General features: G+C 54.9%; 17 protein-coding genes. 13 read left to right on the top strand and 4 right to left on the bottom strand.

Features of this window, described 5'->3' with window-relative positions; translation table 11 throughout:
- Positions 1 to 375: 375 nt before the first annotated feature.
- On the bottom strand, positions 376 to 2832 hold the full coding sequence (fadE, locus tag AC2FC2_RS11420) for an acyl-CoA dehydrogenase FadE (RefSeq protein ID WP_490659230.1): 2457 nt from the start codon (positions 2830 to 2832) through the stop codon (positions 376 to 378).
- 245 nt (positions 2833 to 3077) lie between these two features.
- Between fadE and lpcA the strand changes: the two genes are divergently transcribed.
- Both lpcA and AC2FC2_RS11410 read left to right on the top strand, forming a co-directional pair.
- The gene (gene lpcA, locus AC2FC2_RS11415) at positions 3078 to 3659 is read left to right on the top strand and encodes a D-sedoheptulose 7-phosphate isomerase (RefSeq protein ID WP_004949058.1); all 582 of its coding nucleotides are present in this window, start codon (positions 3078 to 3080) and stop codon (positions 3657 to 3659) included.
- 101 nt (positions 3660 to 3760) lie between these two features.
- Complete coding sequence (locus AC2FC2_RS11410) at positions 3761 to 4567, top strand: class II glutamine amidotransferase (protein ID WP_209636775.1); 807 nt, start codon at positions 3761 to 3763, stop codon at positions 4565 to 4567.
- Here AC2FC2_RS11410 and dpaA read toward each other — a convergent pair.
- Entirely contained in the window at positions 4499 to 5269 is a 771-nt protein-coding gene (gene dpaA, locus AC2FC2_RS11405) for a peptidoglycan meso-diaminopimelic acid protein amidase (protein ID WP_209636773.1), read from the bottom strand. The genes AC2FC2_RS11410 and dpaA overlap by 69 nt on opposite strands.
- A gap of 580 nt (positions 5270 to 5849) precedes the next feature.
- On the opposite strand from dpaA, the gene AC2FC2_RS11400 reads away from it, so the two are divergent.
- From AC2FC2_RS11400 to nqrM, 8 genes are read left to right on the top strand one after another with little or no spacing between them, the layout of a single operon-like run.
- The gene (locus AC2FC2_RS11400) at positions 5850 to 7199 is read left to right on the top strand and encodes a Na(+)-translocating NADH-quinone reductase subunit A (RefSeq protein ID WP_265554760.1); all 1350 of its coding nucleotides are present in this window, start codon (positions 5850 to 5852) and stop codon (positions 7197 to 7199) included.
- 3 nt (positions 7200 to 7202) lie between these two features.
- A complete protein-coding gene (locus tag AC2FC2_RS11395) occupies positions 7203 to 8444 on the top strand; it encodes an NADH:ubiquinone reductase (Na(+)-transporting) subunit B (protein ID WP_209636769.1) in 1242 nt (413 codons plus the stop codon).
- Positions 8434 to 9228, top strand: a complete 795-nt coding sequence (locus tag AC2FC2_RS11390) for a Na(+)-translocating NADH-quinone reductase subunit C (protein ID WP_209636767.1) — start codon at positions 8434 to 8436, stop codon at positions 9226 to 9228. Before AC2FC2_RS11395 ends, AC2FC2_RS11390 begins: the two co-directional genes overlap by 11 nt.
- Positions 9221 to 9850: an NADH:ubiquinone reductase (Na(+)-transporting) subunit D gene (locus AC2FC2_RS11385; RefSeq protein ID WP_020825369.1), complete on the top strand. Its 630-nt coding sequence runs from the start codon at positions 9221 to 9223 to the stop codon at positions 9848 to 9850. Before AC2FC2_RS11390 ends, AC2FC2_RS11385 begins: the two co-directional genes overlap by 8 nt.
- A 6-nt stretch (positions 9851 to 9856) precedes the next feature.
- Positions 9857 to 10453: an NADH:ubiquinone reductase (Na(+)-transporting) subunit E gene (nqrE, locus tag AC2FC2_RS11380; protein WP_012005400.1), complete on the top strand. Its 597-nt coding sequence runs from the start codon at positions 9857 to 9859 to the stop codon at positions 10451 to 10453.
- Between the two features lie 15 nt (positions 10454 to 10468).
- A complete protein-coding gene (gene nqrF, locus AC2FC2_RS11375; RefSeq protein WP_490659229.1) occupies positions 10469 to 11692 on the top strand; it encodes an NADH:ubiquinone reductase (Na(+)-transporting) subunit F in 1224 nt (407 codons plus the stop codon).
- Complete coding sequence (locus tag AC2FC2_RS11370; RefSeq protein WP_209636765.1) at positions 11693 to 12724, top strand: FAD:protein FMN transferase; 1032 nt, start codon at positions 11693 to 11695, stop codon at positions 12722 to 12724.
- Positions 12725 to 12731: 7 nt separating this feature from the next.
- Positions 12732 to 12959, top strand: a complete 228-nt coding sequence (nqrM, locus tag AC2FC2_RS11365; RefSeq protein ID WP_209636763.1) for a (Na+)-NQR maturation NqrM — start codon at positions 12732 to 12734, stop codon at positions 12957 to 12959.
- Positions 12960 to 12996: 37 nt separating this feature from the next.
- Here nqrM and AC2FC2_RS11360 read toward each other — a convergent pair whose 3' ends face one another.
- Positions 12997 to 13881: a glycerophosphodiester phosphodiesterase family protein gene (locus AC2FC2_RS11360; protein ID WP_490659228.1), complete on the bottom strand. Its 885-nt coding sequence runs from the start codon at positions 13879 to 13881 to the stop codon at positions 12997 to 12999.
- A gap of 195 nt (positions 13882 to 14076) precedes the next feature.
- Between AC2FC2_RS11360 and dinB the strand changes: the two genes are divergently transcribed.
- Entirely contained in the window at positions 14077 to 15138 is a 1062-nt protein-coding gene (gene dinB, locus AC2FC2_RS11355; protein WP_490659227.1) for a DNA polymerase IV, read from the top strand.
- 78 nt (positions 15139 to 15216) lie between these two features.
- On the opposite strand, the gene pepD is transcribed toward dinB, so the two are convergent.
- Entirely contained in the window at positions 15217 to 16677 is a 1461-nt protein-coding gene (pepD, locus tag AC2FC2_RS11350) for a beta-Ala-His dipeptidase (protein ID WP_490659226.1), read from the bottom strand.
- Positions 16678 to 17001: 324 nt separating this feature from the next.
- Here pepD and gpt point away from each other — a divergent pair, with 324 nt between their 5' ends.
- Positions 17002 to 17460: a xanthine phosphoribosyltransferase gene (gene gpt, locus AC2FC2_RS11345; protein ID WP_209636750.1), complete on the top strand. Its 459-nt coding sequence runs from the start codon at positions 17002 to 17004 to the stop codon at positions 17458 to 17460.
- 226 nt (positions 17461 to 17686) lie between these two features.
- Entirely contained in the window at positions 17687 to 18934 is a 1248-nt protein-coding gene (gene frsA / locus AC2FC2_RS11340; protein WP_209636748.1) for an esterase FrsA, read from the top strand.
- Positions 18935 to 18949: the final 15 nt, after the last annotated feature.

Raw genomic sequence — 18949 nt, 5'->3', positions numbered from 1 at the left:
AAGAGGCTAACCTGATGTTGCTTAGACATGAGAGTGGCCTCGGGTTGATAATATCGACTCGGGGCCTTTCTCTTTCTTCCCCTTCGTCTTTCAAGCTGCAGCGTTGTTGGCTGCATTCGCTTACCCCGGTCACTCACCAAAGTGAGCTCGCGGGGATGCCCGAACTTGCCGCCTAGCTGCAACATGAAATCCATTGGGTTAATCCGTTGCCAAGGCTCCGGACAGAAAGATCCAGAGCACCCATCCGCAGCCTATCCAATTATTCCCAAGATTAAATTAGTCGTTTTTCAATGTTGCGAATTGCTGCGCATTTTCTAGCGGCAATAAAAAAGGGGCGATGAATTATCGCCCCCTGAGGAAATGTGATTATTGCAGTTACGCGGCTTCGGTCTGTTTCTGGCGCTTATCCAGCTTTAGCGACTTTTCCGGCTTATTGGCCGCCAGCGCATCCGGCTCGAAGTCATCAACGTTAATGGAACGCAGGCGGCTCTCTTCGGCTTTCACCAAGATCTTCGCTTCATCCGCGTTAATCTTGCCTTCTTCCAGCGCACGTTGCGCCAGGCGATCCAGTCGGGTGAACGGCAGATTCTTGCCTGCTGCCTTGCACAGACGGTCGTGAATCGGTTCGGCGGCGATCACATCAACCAGCGCGGCTTCCATCAGGCCAATTGGGTTATGCTCGCTTGGCGTCAGATACTGGCCACGGCCCAGGCGGCTACGGGTGGCAGACGGCTGTTGGAGGATCTTGGCCAGCTGGTGATCCAGGCGGTCGGACGGGGCGGTATGCACACGGCCAAACGGGAAGATCACGAAGCGCATTGCACCGGCGATAAAGCGGTTCGGGAAGTTACGCAGCAGATCGTCCAACGCTTGCTCTGCCTGGTGCAGGCTGCCCTGAACGCCCCAGTGAACCAGCGGTAAATCTTCTTTTTGACGGCCTTCATCTTCAAAACGTTTCAGCGTAGCGGATGCCAGGTACATTTGGCTGAGGATATCCCCCAGACGGGCGGAGATACGCTCACGACGCTTCAGGCTACCTCCCAGAACACCCATGGATACGTCCGACAGCAGTGCCAGGTTCGCGCTCAGACGGTTCAACTGCTGATAATAGCGGCGAGTTGCGTCTTTGGTTGGTGTGCCACTGGTGCGGCCGTTCGTCAGGCCCAGCCAGAAACTGCGTACCTTGTTGCTGCCCACGTGGCCCAAGTGGCCGAACAGTGATTTGTCAAAGGCGTTCAGATCGTTCTTCTGCGCTGCTGCCATTTCGTCCAGAACGTATGGGTGGCAGCGGATAGCGCCCTGACCGAAGATCATCATGGTACGGGTCAGGATGTTCGCCCCTTCAACCGTGATGGCGATAGGTGCACCTTGATAGGCACGGGCCAGGAAGTTGGATTTGCCGAGCATGATCCCTTTACCGCCGGCGATATCCATTGCATCAATGATTGCCTGCTGGCCACGGTGGGTACAATGGTATTTCACGATAGCTGAGAGGACAGCCGGTTTTTCGCCCAGCATCAGGCCGCTGGTGATCAACGTAGCTGCTGCATCCATCACATAGGTGTTACCGGCGATGCGTGCCAACGGCTCTTCGATACCTTCCATCTTGCCAATAGAGAGTTTGAACTGACGGCGGATATGCGCGTAAGCACCAATCCCCAGCGCCATGGATTTCACGCTGCCGGTGGAGTTGGAAGGCAGCGTGATACCGCGACCGACAGACAGACACTCAACCAGCATACGCCAGCCCTGGCCGGCCATTTTTGGCCCACCGATGATGTAATCAATGGGGACAAACACGTCATTACCGCGCGTCGGACCGTTTTGGAAGGGGACGTTCAGCGGAAAGTGACGGTTGCCGATTTCCACACCTGGGGTGCTGGTTGGGATCAGCGCACAGGTGATGCCCGGAGATGCATTATCGCTGAGCAGATGGTTCGGGTCATACAGTTTGAACGCCAGGCCAAGCACAGTCGCAACCGGAGCCAGCGTGATATAGCGTTTGTTCCAGGTCAGGCGCATGCCCAAGACCTGTTCGCCTTGCCACTCGCCCATACAGACGGTACCGACATCTGGAATAGCGCCGGCATCGGAGCCTGCTTCCGGGCTGGTCAGGGCGAAACAAGGGATCTCATCGCCACGAGCCAGGCCTGGGAGGTAGTGATTTTTCTGCTCATCAGTACCGTAGTGCTGCAACAATTCACCTGGGCCGAGGGAGTTAGGCACGCCAACGGTGATGGCCAGGATACCGGAAACGCCGGACAGTTTTTGCAGCACGCGTGCCTGTGCATAAGGAGAGAAGTCCAGGCCGCCGTATTCTTTCTTGATGATCATCGCGAAGAAGCGGTGTTCTTTCAGATATGCCCACAGTTCCGGCGGCAAATCGGCCAGTTCATGGGTGATCTGGAAGTCGTTCGCCATACGGCAGGCTTCTTCCACTGGGCCGTCAATAAACGCCTGCTCTTCGGCGGTCAATTGCGGTTTCGGGTAGTTATGCAGCTTGTTCCAGTCCGGCGTACCGCGGAACAAGTCGCCTTCCCACCAGGTAGTACCGGCTTCGATAGCTTCCTTTTCGGTGGTGGACATAGGTGGCATTACCTTGCGGAACGCACGCAGCGCCGGGGCAGAGAGCATTGAACGACGCAATGAGGCGACGTTCAATGGCAGCAGGATAATCGCCAGCGGCAGCAGCATCCAAAAGGTCCACAGACCAATGGCGCCCATAGCAGCGGTGTATGCCAGAAGAATAAGGCTACTGAGGGTGAGGTTCACTCGGTGATAAAACACCACACCAATGAGTGCCAGCAAAACAACAATACTAAGAACCATCATAAGAAGCTCCAAAGTGGCAAGAGGTCTGACCTGTTGTGTGTATGTAATAGGTTTTAGTACAACGCCATATTTTTATCAATGCATTTACAGTTTAATTACAACTTAAGTCACAAACTGACCGCATCAATAATCAAAAACCTCATTGGTGCCTCAACCGCGGTGCTGTTTAACTCACAGTGCTTCTCGGTTTTTCCCCGATCCGTTACACTGCGGGGCGGAAGATTGACGATAACAAGAGGTTCCTCATGTACCACGACCTTATTCGTAGTGAACTGAACGAAGCGGCCGATACCCTGGCAAAATTTATCAATGACGACGCCAATATCGACGCGATTCAACGTGCAGCGGTGCTGCTGGCCGATTCCTTTAAAGCCGGTGGGAAAGTTATCTCCTGCGGCAACGGCGGCTCCCACTGTGACGCCATGCACTTTGCCGAAGAGCTGACGGGCCGCTACCGTGAAAACCGTCCGGGCTATCCGGCGATTGCCATTTCCGACGTTAGCCACTTGTCCTGCGTCAGCAACGATTTCGGCTATGAGTACGTGTTTTCACGCTATGTGGAAGCGGTAGGCCGTGAAGGTGACGTATTGCTGGGCATTTCCACCTCCGGCAACTCCGGCAACATCATTAAAGCTATCGAAGCGGCGCGTGCGAAGGGAATGAAAGTGATCACCCTTACCGGCAAAGATGGCGGCAAAATGGCGGGTTCCGCCGACGTGGAAATCCGTGTGCCGCACTTCGGCTATGCCGACCGCATTCAGGAAATCCATATCAAAGCGATTCACATCTTGATTCAACTGATCGAAAAAGAGATGGTTAAGGCGTAATAGCTGCTGAGGGGCCCTGGTCCCTCATTAATTATAGTACGGGTGCCGCCTACTGCACCCGTATAGATAGACGGTGTCAGTGTGGTTAAGGAGTGCTGGCGATGTGTGAACTGCTCGGGATGAGCGCAAACGTACCGACCGATATTTGCTTTAGCTTTACCGGGTTGGTTCAGCGCGGTGGCCGTACAGGGCCACATAAAGATGGTTGGGGCATTACCTTCTACGAAGGGAACGGTTGCCGCACGTTTAAGGATCCCCAGCCGAGTTTCGACTCGCCGATAGCACGCCTGGTGCAAGAATACCCCATCAAATCCTGCGCTGTGGTCTCGCATATCCGTCAGGCCAATCGCGGTGAAGTTTCGCTGGAAAATACACACCCGTTCACCCGTGAACTCTGGGGACGTAATTGGACCTACGCACACAATGGCCAGCTGAAAGGCTACCGCCAGCTGGAAACCGGCACTTTCCGCCCTGTTGGTCAGACCGACAGTGAGTACGCTTTCTGCTGGTTGCTGCACCAGCTTTCACTTAAATACCCGCGCACCCCTAGCCGCTGGCCACCGGTCTTCCGTTATATCGCTTTGCTGGCGGATCAACTGCGTCAGAAAGGGGTATTCAATATGCTGCTGTCGGATGGGCGCTTTGTGATGGCCTATTGCTCCACCAATCTGTATTGGATTACGCGTCGCGCACCTTTTGGTAAAGCGACGCTGCTCGATCAGGATGTAGAGATTGATTTTCAGCAGCAGACCACACCTAACGATGTGGTCACGGTGATCGCCACCCAGCCACTGACGGCGAATGAAACCTGGCACAAGATTGCACCAGGCGAATTCGCGCTATTTCACTTCGGTGAGCGGCTTGGCCTGAGCGAAGGGATTGGTACTGACAGCGGGAGCCGTGGTTGACGCATATTGCGTCATCTGGCTGCTGCTCAGCACGGGTTGGCCCAGCACGTACTGACCGTTGGCAACGCTGACCATCGGCGGCTGATGGTTTTTGACGAAGTAGTCGTAGCCTGGCTTCAACTGACGCCAGAAGGCGATGTAGTTGGATGAGCCGTGGCGTTTCAGATTCTGATCGGTCATGCGGAACGGATAGATACTGATATCAATCCGGCTCTGGCCGTAAGCGAATGCAGCTTCGACGTAACGGTAAATCTCGTCCATATACGTGTTGGTCATCGCATAACAACCAATCGATTTACATTCACCGTGGATCATCAGATAAGCGCCGGAATACCCCTGTGATTTATCGTAATCATTAGGGAAACCGATATTTATTGCCCGATAATACTTACTGTCGGGTTTCAGATGACGTGCGTCAACGCTATAAAAGCCTTCTGGACTTTTAAAGTCACCTTCACGGCGTTTTGGGCCGAGGCCGCCGGAGAAATTACAGATTTGGAAAGACTTTACCAAGCGGAATTCGTTGCCCATTTTGGCATACAATTCCAGCGTGCGTTCTTCTTTGAAAATCTGAATATAGACCGGTGAACCGACTAATTGCTGTTTAACTACCGGAACCTCGGGAACCTGCTCGCTGGCGCTGCAGGCCGTGATCATCGGCATAGAAAAAAGCATCGCAAACAACAGTGCGATTTTTCTCATTATTATTCCTGCTTATATTTATCTGCTGGCTCAATGTTCATGGCCAACATGCCACTGATTATTGTTTTACGGTCTTAAAACACCGTCAGATTACCAGTGTGTTCTATTTTAGCAATATGCGATATGTATAAAAAAACTACAAACTTCGATAAAAGTGAATCGACAGGCAGATTTTAACGATTAGTGATGTAAAAGGGCCAAAATTTAATTGCGTTTGCTTGACTCAGGTCACTGCCCAACGCAGAAAAATGTTGTGGAAAATGTTAATATTCCGTCTCGAATAAACCTGCTGTTAGGGTCGCGGAGCAGAGGTGTTGATGTCATCACCCTGTCTAGTATGTGGACATTCGGCGGCAGCAAAATATTAACAGCGTTTTTATCGCGCCAAAAAATGGGTGCAGGAGTTAATCAACGGAATGTACGTGACCCCATTTTGTCAGTGCGCAAGATTTCATGTTGAGCGTGATGCCGTTGCGCCCAACCCAGAGGCTGTTGATGCAGCCTCATCATCCAGGCATCGTCAGCACCAGCCTCTGGGGCCGGTAAGACGTGTGAAACTAACCAACATCGTATAAATCCTATGATTAAAATCAGAAAAGGGTTAGATCTGCCCATTGCCGGAGCACCGATTCAGGCGATTCAGGACGGCCCAATAATTCAGCATGTCGCCCTGCTTGGGGAAGAGTACGTCGGAATGCGCCCGTCCATGCTGGTGCAGGAAGGCGATACCGTGAAGAAAGGTCAGGCGCTGTTCGAAGATAAAAAGACCCCCGGGGTTTTCTTCACCGCGCCCGCCAGTGGCCGTATTGTGGCCATCAACCGTGGTGAGCGGCGCGTATTGCAGTCGGTTGTGATCGCTGTTGAGAACGGCGGTGATGATCAACTGGCGTTTGCTCATTACCCCGTAGCTGAGCTGGCCATGCTGCCGCGTGAACAGGTCGAAAGCGAACTGCTCGCCAGCGGTTTGTGGACCGCGCTGCGCACCCGGCCGTTCAGTAAAACACCGGCTCCCGGTACCACCCCACGTGCAATTTTCGTCACCGCAATGGATAGCCAGCCGCTGGCTGCCGATCCGCAGGTGATCATTGCCGAGCAGCTAGCGGCGTTCAACGCTGGGCTGGCGGTATTGGCGCGTATGACCGACGGCAAGGTGCATGTTTGTCACGCTGCCGGCGCGAACCTGGGTAAACAGCCCGATGCGCAGGTCACCTATAACGAGTTCGCCGGCCCGCACCCTGCGGGGCTGGTGGGGACCCATATTCATTTCCTCGAACCGGTCAGTTTGAAAAAGACCGTCTGGCATATCGGCTACCAGGACGTGATTGCCATTGGCACGTTGTTCACCACAGGCAAGCTCGATACTCGTCGAGTAGTTGCGTTGGCTGGACCGCAGGTGGAAAACCCCGTGCTGCTGCGTACCCGTCTGGGCGCCAGCCTCGATGAACTGACAGCAGGCCGTTTGAAAGCCGGTGAAAACCGCGTGATTTCTGGCTCAGTGTTAAGCGGGACGCATGTCGCCGGGCCGAACGCCTACCTTGGCCGTTTCCACTCGCTGGTTTCTGTACTGCAGGAAGGGCGCGATAAAGAGTTATTCGGTTGGATCGCACCGTCGCCGGATAAGTTTTCTATCACCCGCACCACGCTGGGCCACTTCCTGAAGAACAAACTGTTTGCCTTCTCGACCACCACCCACGGCGGTGAGCGTGCAATGGTGCCGATCGGTAACTATGAGCGCGTCATGCCACTGGATATCCTGCCGACGCTGCTGCTGCGTGATCTGTTGGCGGGTGACAGCGACAGTGCACAGGCGTTGGGGTGTCTGGAACTGGACGAAGAAGATCTGGCGCTATGCACCTTCGTTTGCCCCGGCAAGTATGAATACGCTCCGGTGCTGCGCGACGTGCTGACCAAGATTGAGCAGGAAGGATAACCGATGGGCCTGAAGAATTTTTTTGACAAGATAGAGCATCACTTCACTCCGGGCGGCAAGCTGGAGAAGTGGTACCCGTTATTTGAAGCGACGACGACGGTGTTTTACACCCCAGGTCTGGTAACGCGCGGCGCTTCACACGTGCGCGATGCCATCGATCTGAAACGTATGATGATCCTGGTGTGGCTGGCGGTATTCCCTGCGATGTTCTGGGGTATGTACAACGTCGGTCAACAGGCCATCCCGGCCCTGCACCACCTTTACAGCGGCGATCAGCTGCAACAGGTGCTGGCGGGCGATTGGCACTACCGGCTTGCACAATGGCTGGGGGCGTCCCTGGCGGCGGATGCCGGCTGGATCAGTAAAATGGTGCTGGGCGCCTGTTACTTCCTGCCGATCTATGCCGTGGTGTTTCTGGTCGGCGGCTTTTGGGAAGTGCTGTTTGCCATCATTCGCAAGCATGAGATTAACGAAGGTTTCTTCGTCACTTCGATTCTGTTTGCGCTGATCGTGCCACCAACGCTGCCTTTATGGCAGGCCGCACTGGGTATTACCTTTGGTGTGGTGGTCGCGAAAGAGATATTTGGCGGCACCGGGCGTAACTTCCTTAACCCGGCGTTAGCAGGGCGTGCGTTCCTGTTCTTCGCTTACCCGGCACAGATTTCTGGTGATCTGGTGTGGACCTCTGCTGACGGCTTCTCCGGCGCAACGCCGCTCGCGCAGTGGAGCGTGGGTGGGGCGCATAGCCTGAGCAACGTGGCGACTGGCCAGTCTATCAGTTGGATGGATGCTTTCCTCGGTAACATCCCCGGTTCAGTTGGTGAAGTTTCTACGCTGATGATCCTGCTTGGTGGCGCAATAATTCTGTTTGGTCGCGTGGCGTCCTGGCGCATTGTCGCCGGCGTGATGCTGGGCATGATGGCGACGGCCTTCTTGTTCAATTCCATCGGTTCTACCACCAACCCGCTGTTTGCCATGCCGTGGTACTGGCATCTGGTGTTGGGCGGTTTTGCTTTCGGCATGATCTTTATGGCCACCGACCCGGTTTCTGCCTCGTTTACCAACAAAGGCAAATGGTGGTACGGCATTCTGATTGGCGTGATGTGCGTGCTGATTAGGGTTGTCAATCCAGCCTACCCGGAAGGCATGATGCTGGCGATTCTGTTCGCCAACCTGTTCGCGCCGCTGTTCGATTATCTGGTGGTGCAGGCCAACATCAAGCGGAGAAAAGCCCGTGGCGAATGAATCTAAAAACGACAGCATCGGTAAAACGCTGCTGGTGGTACTGCTGCTGTGCCTGGTGTGTTCTGTGGTGGTGGCGGGTTCCGCTGTCGGCCTGAAGTCCAAACAGCAGGAACAGAAGTTGCTCGACAAACAGCGCAATATCCTCGACGTGGCAGGCTTGCTGCAACCGAAGATGGAAGGTGAGCAGGTTAAAGCGTTGTTCACACAACGTATCGAACCACGCTTGCTGGATTTAAACAGCGGTGAGTTTGTGACGGGCAAGGCGGCTGCGTTCGATTTGGCTGCAGCATTGCGTGACGACAGTAAAAGCGCGGCACTGCCGGCAGCTCAGGATCCGGCAGGTATCAAACGCCGCAGCAATCAGGCAGAGATTTACCTGGTGCGTGACGATAGCGGTGCGGTGAATAAAATTGTCCTGCCTGTCTACGGCACTGGCCTGTGGTCGATGATGTACGCCTTTGTTGCGTTGGATAACGACGGTAACACGGTGAAAGGGATCACTTACTACCAGCAAGGGGAAACTCCGGGGTTGGGTGGTGAGGTTGAGAATGCCAGCTGGCGTCAGCAGTGGATCGGTAAAAAGCTGTTTGATGACAACGGGCAGCCGGCGATCCGCGTAGTGAAAGGCGGGGCGCGTCAGGGGGATGAACACGGGGTGGACGGCTTGTCCGGCGCCACGCTGACCTCCAACGGTGTGCAGCATACTTTTGACTTCTGGTTGGGCGAGCACGGCTTTGGCCCGTTCCTGAAAAAAGTTCGTGAGGGAGCGCTGAAAAATGGCTGATTCCAAAGAGATTAAACGGGTCCTTTTGGGGCCGTTGTTCGACAACAACCCGATCGCCCTGCAGGTGCTTGGGGTCTGTTCTGCGTTGGCCGTGACCACCAAGCTGGAGACGGCCGTGGTGATGACCATTGCAGTGACGCTGGTAACGGCGTTCTCCAGCTTCTTTATTTCACTGATCCGCCACCATATTCCAAACAGCGTGCGCATTATCGTGCAGATGGCGATTATCGCGTCATTGGTCATTGTGGTCGATCAGCTGTTGCGTGCCTATGCGTTCGAGATCTCCAAGCAGCTGTCGGTGTTTGTCGGCTTGATCATCACTAACTGTATCGTGATGGGGCGCGCCGAGGCCTATGCCATGAAGTCGCCGCCCATCGAGAGTTTCATGGACGGTATCGGCAACGGGCTGGGCTACGGCGTGATCCTGGTGTTGGTCGGTTTCCTGCGTGAGCTGTTCGGGTCTGGCAAGTTGTTTGGCATTCCCGTGCTGGAAACGGTGCAGAACGGCGGTTGGTATCAGCCAAACGGCCTGTTCCTGCTGGCACCGAGTGCGTTCTTTATCATCGGCCTGCTGATTTGGGCGCTTCGCACCCTGAAACCAGCGCAGATCGAAAAGGAGTAATGGCCGATGGAACATTATATCAGCCTGTTTGTACGTGCAGTGTTCGTTGAGAACATGGCGTTGGCGTTCTTCCTGGGGATGTGTACCTTCCTGGCCGTGTCGAAGAAGGTATCGACCGCTTTTGGTTTGGGCATCGCGGTGACCTTGGTGCTCGGGATCTCCGTACCGGTGAACAACCTGGTCTACAACCTGATCCTGCGTGACGGCGCGCTGGTGGAAGGTGTTGATCTGAGCTTCCTTAACTTCATTACCTTTATCGGCGTCATTGCAGCGCTGGTACAGATTTTGGAGATGATCCTCGATCGCTTCTTCCCGTCGCTGTACAACGCACTCGGTATTTTCCTGCCATTGATCACAGTGAACTGCGCCATTTTCGGTGGCGTTTCCTTTATGGTGCAACGTGACTACAACTTTGCCGAATCGGTCGTGTACGGCTTCGGCTCCGGCACTGGCTGGATGTTGGCGATTGTCGCGATGGCGGGTATCCGCGAAAAACTCAAGTATGCCAATGTCCCCGCTGGGTTACGCGGTCTGGGCATTACCTTTATCACCACCGGGCTGATGGCGTTGGGCTTTATGTCCTTCTCCGGTGTTCAGTTGTAAAGGCGGGAAGAAGATATGGAAATTATTTTAGGCGTCGCGATGTTTACCGGCATCGTCATGGTGCTGGTGCTGCTCATCCTGTTCGCCAAATCAAAACTGGTGAACACCGGTGACATCGCGGTGGAAGTTAACGGCGATCTGGACAAAAGCTTTACCGCTCCGGCGGGTGACAAGCTGCTGAATATGCTCTCCAGCCAGGGGATCTTCGTTTCGTCCGCTTGTGGCGGCGGGGGATCTTGCGGCCAGTGTCGTGTCGTGATCAAAGAGGGCGGCGGCGATATCCTGCCGACCGAGCTGTCACACATCAACAAGCGTGAAGCGAAAGAAGGCTGTCGATTGGCCTGTCAGGTGAATGTGAAGCAGAACCTGAAAATCGAGTTACCGGAAGAGATCTTCGGCGTGAAGAAATGGGAGTGCGAGGTTATTTCCAATGATAACAAAGCCACCTTTATCAAAGAGCTGAAGCTGAAAATTCCTGACGGTGAAGACGTGCCGTTCCGCGCAGGTGGGTTTATCCAGATTGAAGCGCCGGCACACGACATCAGCTACGCCGATTTTGACGTACCGGACGAGTACCGTGGCGACTGGGACAAGTTCAACCTGTTCCGCTACCGTTCGGTGGTGAATGAAACCACCGTGCGTGCCTATTCGATGGCGAACTACCCGGACGAAAAGGGCATCATCATGCTCAACGTGCGTATCGCCACGCCACCACCGCGCGATCCGGACGTGCCACCGGGCATCATGTCTTCCTACATTTGGTCGTTGAAGGCCGGTGACAAGGTGACCATTTCCGGGCCGTTCGGCGAGTTCTTCGCCAAGGACACCGACGCTGAAATGATCTTCATCGGTGGCGGTGCGGGTATGGCACCGATGCGTTCGCATATCTTTGACCAGCTCAATCGTCTGAAGTCGAAGCGCAGAATTACCTTCTGGTACGGTGCGCGTTCACTGCGTGAAATGTTCTATGAGGACGATTTCAATCGGTTGCAGGAAGAGAACGAGAACTTCACCTGGCACGTGGCACTTTCCGATCCGCAGCCGGAGGATAACTGGACGGGTTACACCGGCTTTATCCATAATGTTCTGTTGGAAAACTATCTGCGGAATCACCCTGCGCCGGAAGACTGCGAGTTCTATATGTGCGGTCCGCCAATGATGAACGCTGCGGTGATCAAGATGTTGAAAGATCTGGGTGTCGAAGACGAAAATATCATGCTCGATGACTTTGGTGGCTAAATGCGTGGATGGGCAATGAAGGGGTTAATAACGACGGTGGCGCTGAGCGCCACCCTGTTATTGACTGGCTGCGGGCCGGAGCAGGTGAATCTCGACGGTAAAACCATGGGGACGTCTTATTCGATCCGCTATGTTACCGGCGACGACACGCCGTCTGCCGCTAAAATACAGGCGGAGATCGACAAGCGGTTAGAGTTGGTCAACGATCAAATGTCTACCTACCGGCCGAATTCCGAACTGAGCCGCTTCAATGCCAGCCGCGTCGTGGATAAGCCTTTCCCGGTCTCTGCCGCGACGACCGAAGTGGTGCTGGAAGCGCTACGGATTAACCGCGTCACCGATGGCGCTCTGGACGTGACCGTCGGGCCGTTGGTCAATCTGTGGGGGTTCGGGCCAGAAGGGCGACCGGAAAAGGTACCGAGTGCTGCGGCACTGGAACAACGTCGCGCCTGGACGGGGATCGACAAGCTGTCGGTGCAGGGCAATGCGTTGGTTAAGCGCATTCCAGAGCTATATGTGGATCTCTCTTCGATCGCGAAAGGCTATGGTGTGGATGTGATTGCCCAATATCTGCAATCGCAGCAGGTTAAAAACTACATGGTGGATATTGGCGGTGAGGTGCGTACCCGTGGCCATAACGGCGAGAAAAAACCATGGCGTATTGCCATTGAGCGACCAACCGCCGGCATGGAGCAGAAAGCGCAACTGGTGATCCAACCGGGTGAGATGTCGATCGCCACTTCGGGCGATTACCGCAACTACTTCGAGCAGGGCGGCGTGCGCTATTCGCATACGATAGATCCCATCACCGGCCGGCCGATCCATCACCATTTAGTGTCGGTCACGGTGTTAAGCCCTACCTGTATGGCTGCCGATGGTTTGTCGACCGGGCTGAACGTTTTGGGGCCGGAACGCGGCATGGCGCTGGCGAACCTGATGGGGATCCCGGTGTTTATGATTGTGAAAACCGCGACCGGTTTTGAAGAGCGCTACTCCGATGCGTTTAAACCCTATTTGAACAATAACTCGTGAGGTCGCTATGTTGACCGTATTTATCGCCAGCTTCGTGTTGTTTCTGCTGATTGTCGGCGGGATGTCATTGGGCTACGTGTTCAAACGCAAAAGCCTGCAAGGCAGCTGTGGGGGTATTACCGCGCTGGGGATGGATAAAGTGTGTGATTGCCCTGAACCTTGCGATGCACGCAAGAAGCGTCTGGAGAAAGAGGCGATGCGTCAGAAGCAGTTGGACAAGCACCGGATTATTTGAATACAAGGGGCGCATGCAGCGCCCCTTTCGCTATCTGTTATTTGGCTTGGCGAAAGCTTTTCGCCTCGGCCGGTGAGTTGACCATCACGCCGTCTACACCCAACGCCAGCGCCTGCTGGTATTCCGCCGGTGAATTAATGCCGAACAGAATAATGTGTGCAGGTCCTTGCGAACGGAAGCAGTCGATCGACTCTTTATCCCAGGTCAAAAACGCCTTGGAACGCCCTTCACCCAGCGTAAATTTCTCCACGACTTCCACTTCTCGCTTCAGTTCCAACCCGTACCAGCGCGGTTGCTGATTATCGGGTTTCAGCTCGCACTGATGTGACAGGCTGATATTTGCCAGCAGGTCGCGGGTTTCATCGCGCGTCTCAAAACGTTTGATGGCTTTCGGTAGCGCCTGCAGATAGTTGGCATCGGTGGAATACACGCGGGTGCGGTCCAGGCTGTTGGTTTTCTCCAATGTCGCCAACAGGGCTTTGCCGAATTGAACAGGGTCTGCGTCCGGCGACTTGATATCCAGATAGAAGTTGACCTTGGGGAACGCCGCCAGAATCTCATCCAATCTTGGAATGCCAATGCCTTTTCCGCGGAACGGGTGTGCCTCGCCTTGGGTGAATGACCAACCGGCATCGACTTTTGCCAACTGCGCGGCGGTAAAGGCGGAAACCAATCCCTGTTCGTTGGTCAGCGCTTTCAGATCAGAAGGGCGATGCAGCACGATCGCGCCGTCTTTGGATTCCTGTAAGGTGATCCAAATGGCGTCTGCGCCGTTTTTCAGTGCCGTTTCTATAGCGACGCGGGTGTTTTCAGGCGCGTCGGCGGTTCCACCCCGGTGCGCAATAATGGCAGGGGCGGCCTGAGCGGCAATGGATATCAGAGATAAAGCAGAAGCCAACAAATAGACAGATAATGTTTTCATGTAGGGCACCATCCTGTGCGAGGCGTTATGGTTGTCAGTCACTGGGGGGATTAATTTTCACAGCGTACTATTGAAAAATTACGCTTTTTTAACAAGTCGAAGATAATTGGTTGAAACCCTGTTTTCTTCGAACTGAACCGAGGCTTGAGCTTTCTCTTTTTGCCTGTATACTTATACAGTGTTATTGGAGGCGCAATGCGTAAAATCATTCATGTCGATATGGACTGCTTCTTCGCAGCGGTAGAAATGCGCGACGATCCCAGTTTGCGTGAGATTCCGCTGGCGATCGGCGGCAGTGCCGATCGGCGCGGGGTGATCAGCACCGCCAATTATCCTGCGCGTCGTTATGGTGTGCACAGCGCGATGTCGACAGCGATGGCACTCAAGCTTTGCCCGCATCTTAAACTGCTGCCAGGCCGTATGGCTGCCTATAAAGAAGCCTCGCAACACATCCGCGAAATCTTTGCGCGCTACACCCCGCTGATTGAACCGTTATCCCTGGATGAAGCCTATCTGGATGTGACCGACTGCACCCAGTGCAACGGTTCGGCGACGCTGATCGCCCAGCAAATCCGTCAGGCTATTTCCGATGAGCTGAACCTCACCGCGTCTGCCGGTATTGCCCCCATCAAGTTCCTCGCCAAGATTGCTTCAGAGCTCAATAAGCCGAATGGGCAATACGTCATCACGCCGGCGCAGGTGCCGGCATTTTTACAGCAACTGCCGCTGAGCAAAATCCCCGGCGTGGGGAAGGTGACCGCAAAACGGTTGGAAGAGGTGGGGCTTATCACCTGCGCAGATGTGCAACAGTACGATCTTGCTGCTCTGTTAAAGCGCTTCGGCAAGTTTGGCCGTGTGCTGTGGGAGCGCTGCCAGGGGATAGATCTGCGTGAGGTTTCGCCAGAACGGCTGCGTAAGTCGGTGGGGGTTGAGCGTACGCTGGCGGAAGATATCCATGACTGGGAGGAGTGTGAAACCTTGATCGTCGATAAGCTCTATCCCGAGCTGGAGATGCGGTTGCGTAAAGTGAAACCGGATCTGCACATTGCCCGCCAAGGGGTGAAGCTGAAGTTCCAGGATTTCCAGCAAACGACGCAGGAACACGTCTGGCCGGTGCTCAATAAAGACGACTTGATCAACGTGGCACGGCAGGTATGGCGCGAGCGGCGTGAAGGGCGTGGGGTGCGGCTGGTCGGCTTGCACGTGACGCTGTTGGACCCGCAACTGGAGCGTCAGCTGCTGCTGCCGTGGGAATAATAAAGGCGCAATGCAAGATTGCGCCTTTATGTAAACGGCTCGGTCATTTTTGGGGTTCAGCGTGCCGAACCCGGCAGATTACGCGCGCTCCGGGATAGCCTTCAACAGTGCGGTCAGCAGCTTCCAGTACAGGCCCACGCTTTCGATATGCACTTGTTCATCCGGCGAGTGTGGCCCGGTAATGGTTGGCCCAATTGATACCATATCCATATTTGGATACGGCTTTTTGAACAGGCCGCATTCCAGACCGGCGTGGATCACCATGATGTTTGGCGTCTTGTTAAACAGATCCTGGTAGATCTCACGCACCAGGTGCATGACCGGTGAGTCAGCATCTGGCTGCCAGCCCGGGTAGCCCCCTTTTGGTGCCACTTTGGCGTTAGCCAATTGGCCCAGAGCGGTCAGCATACCCACCACATAATCTTTGCCACTGTCGATCAGTGAACGGATCAGGCAGATGATTTCTGCTTCGCTGTCGCTGGTGGTGACCACGCCTACGTTCAGTGAGGTTTCTACCACGCCTTTGACCGCGTCGCTCATGCGGATCACGCCGTTTGGTGTGCCATTAAGCAGCGCGACGAAACGCTGTTGGCAGTCGACGGTCATTGCCTGAGATGCACTGGTGGTTGGCTCCAACAGCACGGTAATGTTTTTCTCTTTCGCGGCCAGTTCGTTTTGCAAGGTTGCCAGAAACGCCTGGGTCAGCGCTTTCAAGGCATCGGCTTTTTCGGCCGGTACGGCAACCACTGCAGAGGCTTCACGCGGGATAGCATTGCGCAGGGTACCGCCGTTCAGATCCAGCAGGCGCAGGTTCAACTCAGCGGTATGATCAAACAGGAAGCGTGCCAGCAGTTTGTTGGCGTTGCCCAGACCCACGTGGATATCGGCACCGGAGTGACCGCCTTTCAGGCCCTTGATCGTCAGCTTCAGGGTCTGATAACCAGCAGGTACGGCTTCGCGCTGCAGTGGCAGGGTGGTGATGAAATCAATACCACCGGCGCAACCCATGTAGATCTCGCCTTCTTCTTCGGAGTCGGTGTTGATCAGGATATCCGCTTGTAGCCAGTTAGCTTGCAGCCCGAATGCACCGTCCATACCGGCTTCTTCGGTCATGGTCAACAGCACTTCCAGCGGGCCGTGCTCAACGCTGTCGTCGGCCAGCACTGCCAGGGCAGAAGCCATACCGATACCGTTGTCGGCGCCCAGCGTGGTACCGCGTGCTTTAATCCACTCGCCGTCAATGTACGGCTGAATCGGATCCTTGGCGAAGTCGTGCACCGTGTCGTTATTCTTCTGTGGCACCATATCCAGGTGCGCCTGCAGGGCGACGGGCTTGCGGTTTTCCATGCCTTTGGTGGCAGGTTTACGCAGCAGAATGTTGCCTACATGGTCACGTTCGGCGTGCAGGTGTTTCTCTTTCGCCCACTCGAGGATGTGCTGTGCCAGCGCTTCTTCATGATAAGAAGGATGCGGAATAGAGCAGATTTTGGCAAAAATATCCCACAGCGGCTGTGGTGAAAGTTGAGACAATTCAGACACTATAAGTCTCCTGTAACAGCATTCTCGGCAAGGCGGGAATGCCGCTCGGTTAGGGTTAGGGGCATCTGTGCGGCTTTGGCACGATCTCCAGAGAATATCACTTTATTCCGGGCGGTGCCCGTACCGTATTGCGCTGTTTAAGCGCTTGATCACACTCGTTTGACGCGTCGTTGCTCATTTCTTCAGCATCAATCACCAGACGAATTACTTATGAATTCCACGGTTCAACTGGTATTTGGTGCGCCCAGTCTTTATAATCTCGCGCAACCTTTTTTCCCCTGATTACTGAGTAAGCCGCACCACTGCTGGCTGGGACACCATTCTATGAGCGAAAAATACGTTGTTACCTGGGATATGCTGCAAATGCAAGCGCGCAAACTGGCTCACCGCCTGCTGCCTGCTGACCAATGGACAGGCATTATTGCCGTAAGCCGCGGCGGCCTGGTGCCGGCAGCCTTACTGGCCCGTGAGTTGGGTATTCGCCACGTGGATACCGTCTGCATTTCCAGCTATGACCATGACAACCAACGCGAAATGAAAGTGCTCAAGCGTGCGGAAGGCGACGGCGAAGGCTTTATCGTGATCGACGATCTGGTGGATACCGGCGGCACCGCGAAAGCGATCCGTGATATGTACCCGAAAGCGCATTTCGTCACCATCTTCGCCAAGCCGGCGGGTCGCCCGCTGGTGGATGACTATGTGGTTGATATCCCGCAAGACACCTGGATCGAACAGCCATGGGACATGGCGGTGACCTTTGTGCCACCGATCGGCGGCCGTTAAGTTCGCCACACTGATTCGTGAAAACGCCCGGCTCCGCCGGGCGTTTTTGTTTCTGATATTCGCCACTGGGCCATGGGGTGTGCATCAAGGCAGCAAGCGAGCGGGGCCGACACAGATGTCGCTTCAAGTATGACGGGTATATCGCGCCAGAGTTCGGTACACTACCTCGAGTTAATTAGTAGGCTGTTTGCGGCCTACGGCCAGATTTACGGAGACTGTTGTTACCATGGCACAGGCCAACCTTTCTGAAATCCTGTTTAAACCCTCATTTAAGCACCCAGAGACCTCGACACTGGTCATGCGTGCGCGCAACAAAGTCAGTGCAGAGCTGCATTCCACGCTAGAAGGCAATACCGTCAGTAACTGGTATCGCATGCTTAACCCCCTGCTGTGGACCTGGCGCGGTGTCGATCCGATCGAGATCAACGAAGTGCTGGCGCGCATTGCGGTCGCAGATGTGGAACACACCAACGACAAGTGGCTCGATACCGTGGTCGGTTACCGTAACGGCAACTGGATCTACGAGTGGGTACACCAGGGCATGCGCTGGCAGCAGAGCGCGCTGGAACAGCAAGATCCCCTGATCGGTGGGCAGCACTGGCTGAACGCCGCCAATTTTTACAGCATCGCCGGTTACCCGCATCTGAAAGGGGATGAGCTGGCCGAACAGGCTGAAGCGCTGTCCTGTCGGGCCTACGAAGAGGCCGCGCTGTTACTGCCGTACCAGTTGAAAGAGCTGGAGTTCCGCATTGAGGGCGGCAGCAGTATCACCGGGTTCCTGCATATGCCAGAGAAAGGCGAAGCGCCGTTCCCAACGGTACTGATGTGCGGCAGTTTGGACACGTTACAGACCGATTATCACCGCTTTTTCCGCGACTATCTGGCACCGCATGGCATTGCCATGCTGACCATTGATATGCCTTCTATCGGTTCTTCTTATAAGTGGAAACTCACGCAAGATTCCAGCTTCCTGCACCAGCAGGTGCTCACTCAACTGGCCTCGGTGCCGTGGGTTGATCATCAGCGGGTGACGGCGTTTGGCTTCCGTTTCGGCGCCAACGTCGCCGTCCGTCTTGCCTACCTGGAGCCGCAGCGGCTGCGGGGTGTGGCTTGTCTGGGGCCGGTGGTGCACCGCTTGTTGTGCGACATCAACACGCAGCGACACGTGCCGGATATGTATATGGACGTGCTGGCCAGCCGCATGGGCATGGCCAACGCGTCGGATAACGTGTTGAAGATTGAGCTGAACAGTTATTCGCTGAAAACCCAGGGATTGTTGGGCCGCCGCTGTCCGACGCCGATGTTGGCCGGTTACTGGGATCAAGATCCCCTCAGCCCGAAAGAGGAAGCGCAACTGATCGCGTCGTCTTCTATGGACGGCAAGCTGATCGCCATACCGCGCGCGCCTGTCTACAGCAGTTTCCACAAGGCATTGCTACAGATGACACATTGGATGAAAGATAAAATGCGTTAAATAGTTGCTAAATTT

The sequence above is a fragment of the Serratia sp. CoH_122_TC_1 genome, assembly GCF_058191755.1.
The sequence above is the reverse complement of the archived record's forward strand: the minus strand, read 5'-3'. Positions and strand labels throughout refer to the sequence as shown.

What these genes read in the sequence shown, in the direction of transcription:
- fadE (WP_490659230.1), bottom strand. Translation starts at nt 2,832, where the DNA reads ATGATGGTTCTTAGTATTGTTGTTTTGCTGGCACTCATTGGTGTGGTG.
- lpcA (WP_004949058.1), top strand. Translation starts at nt 3,078, where the DNA reads ATGTACCACGACCTTATTCGTAGTGAACTGAACGAAGCGGCCGATACC.
- AC2FC2_RS11410 (WP_209636775.1), top strand. Translation starts at nt 3,761, where the DNA reads ATGTGTGAACTGCTCGGGATGAGCGCAAACGTACCGACCGATATTTGC.
- dpaA (WP_209636773.1), bottom strand. Translation starts at nt 5,269, where the DNA reads ATGAGAAAAATCGCACTGTTGTTTGCGATGCTTTTTTCTATGCCGATG.
- AC2FC2_RS11400 (WP_265554760.1), top strand. Translation starts at nt 5,850, where the DNA reads ATGATTAAAATCAGAAAAGGGTTAGATCTGCCCATTGCCGGAGCACCG.
- AC2FC2_RS11395 (WP_209636769.1), top strand. Translation starts at nt 7,203, where the DNA reads ATGGGCCTGAAGAATTTTTTTGACAAGATAGAGCATCACTTCACTCCG.
- AC2FC2_RS11385 (WP_020825369.1), top strand. Translation starts at nt 9,221, where the DNA reads ATGGCTGATTCCAAAGAGATTAAACGGGTCCTTTTGGGGCCGTTGTTC.
- nqrE (WP_012005400.1), top strand. Translation starts at nt 9,857, where the DNA reads ATGGAACATTATATCAGCCTGTTTGTACGTGCAGTGTTCGTTGAGAAC.
- nqrF (WP_490659229.1), top strand. Translation starts at nt 10,469, where the DNA reads ATGGAAATTATTTTAGGCGTCGCGATGTTTACCGGCATCGTCATGGTG.
- AC2FC2_RS11370 (WP_209636765.1), top strand. Translation starts at nt 11,693, where the DNA reads ATGCGTGGATGGGCAATGAAGGGGTTAATAACGACGGTGGCGCTGAGC.
- nqrM (WP_209636763.1), top strand. Translation starts at nt 12,732, where the DNA reads ATGTTGACCGTATTTATCGCCAGCTTCGTGTTGTTTCTGCTGATTGTC.
- AC2FC2_RS11360 (WP_490659228.1), bottom strand. Translation starts at nt 13,881, where the DNA reads ATGAAAACATTATCTGTCTATTTGTTGGCTTCTGCTTTATCTCTGATA.
- dinB (WP_490659227.1), top strand. Translation starts at nt 14,077, where the DNA reads ATGCGTAAAATCATTCATGTCGATATGGACTGCTTCTTCGCAGCGGTA.
- gpt (WP_209636750.1), top strand. Translation starts at nt 17,002, where the DNA reads ATGAGCGAAAAATACGTTGTTACCTGGGATATGCTGCAAATGCAAGCG.
- frsA (WP_209636748.1), top strand. Translation starts at nt 17,687, where the DNA reads ATGGCACAGGCCAACCTTTCTGAAATCCTGTTTAAACCCTCATTTAAG.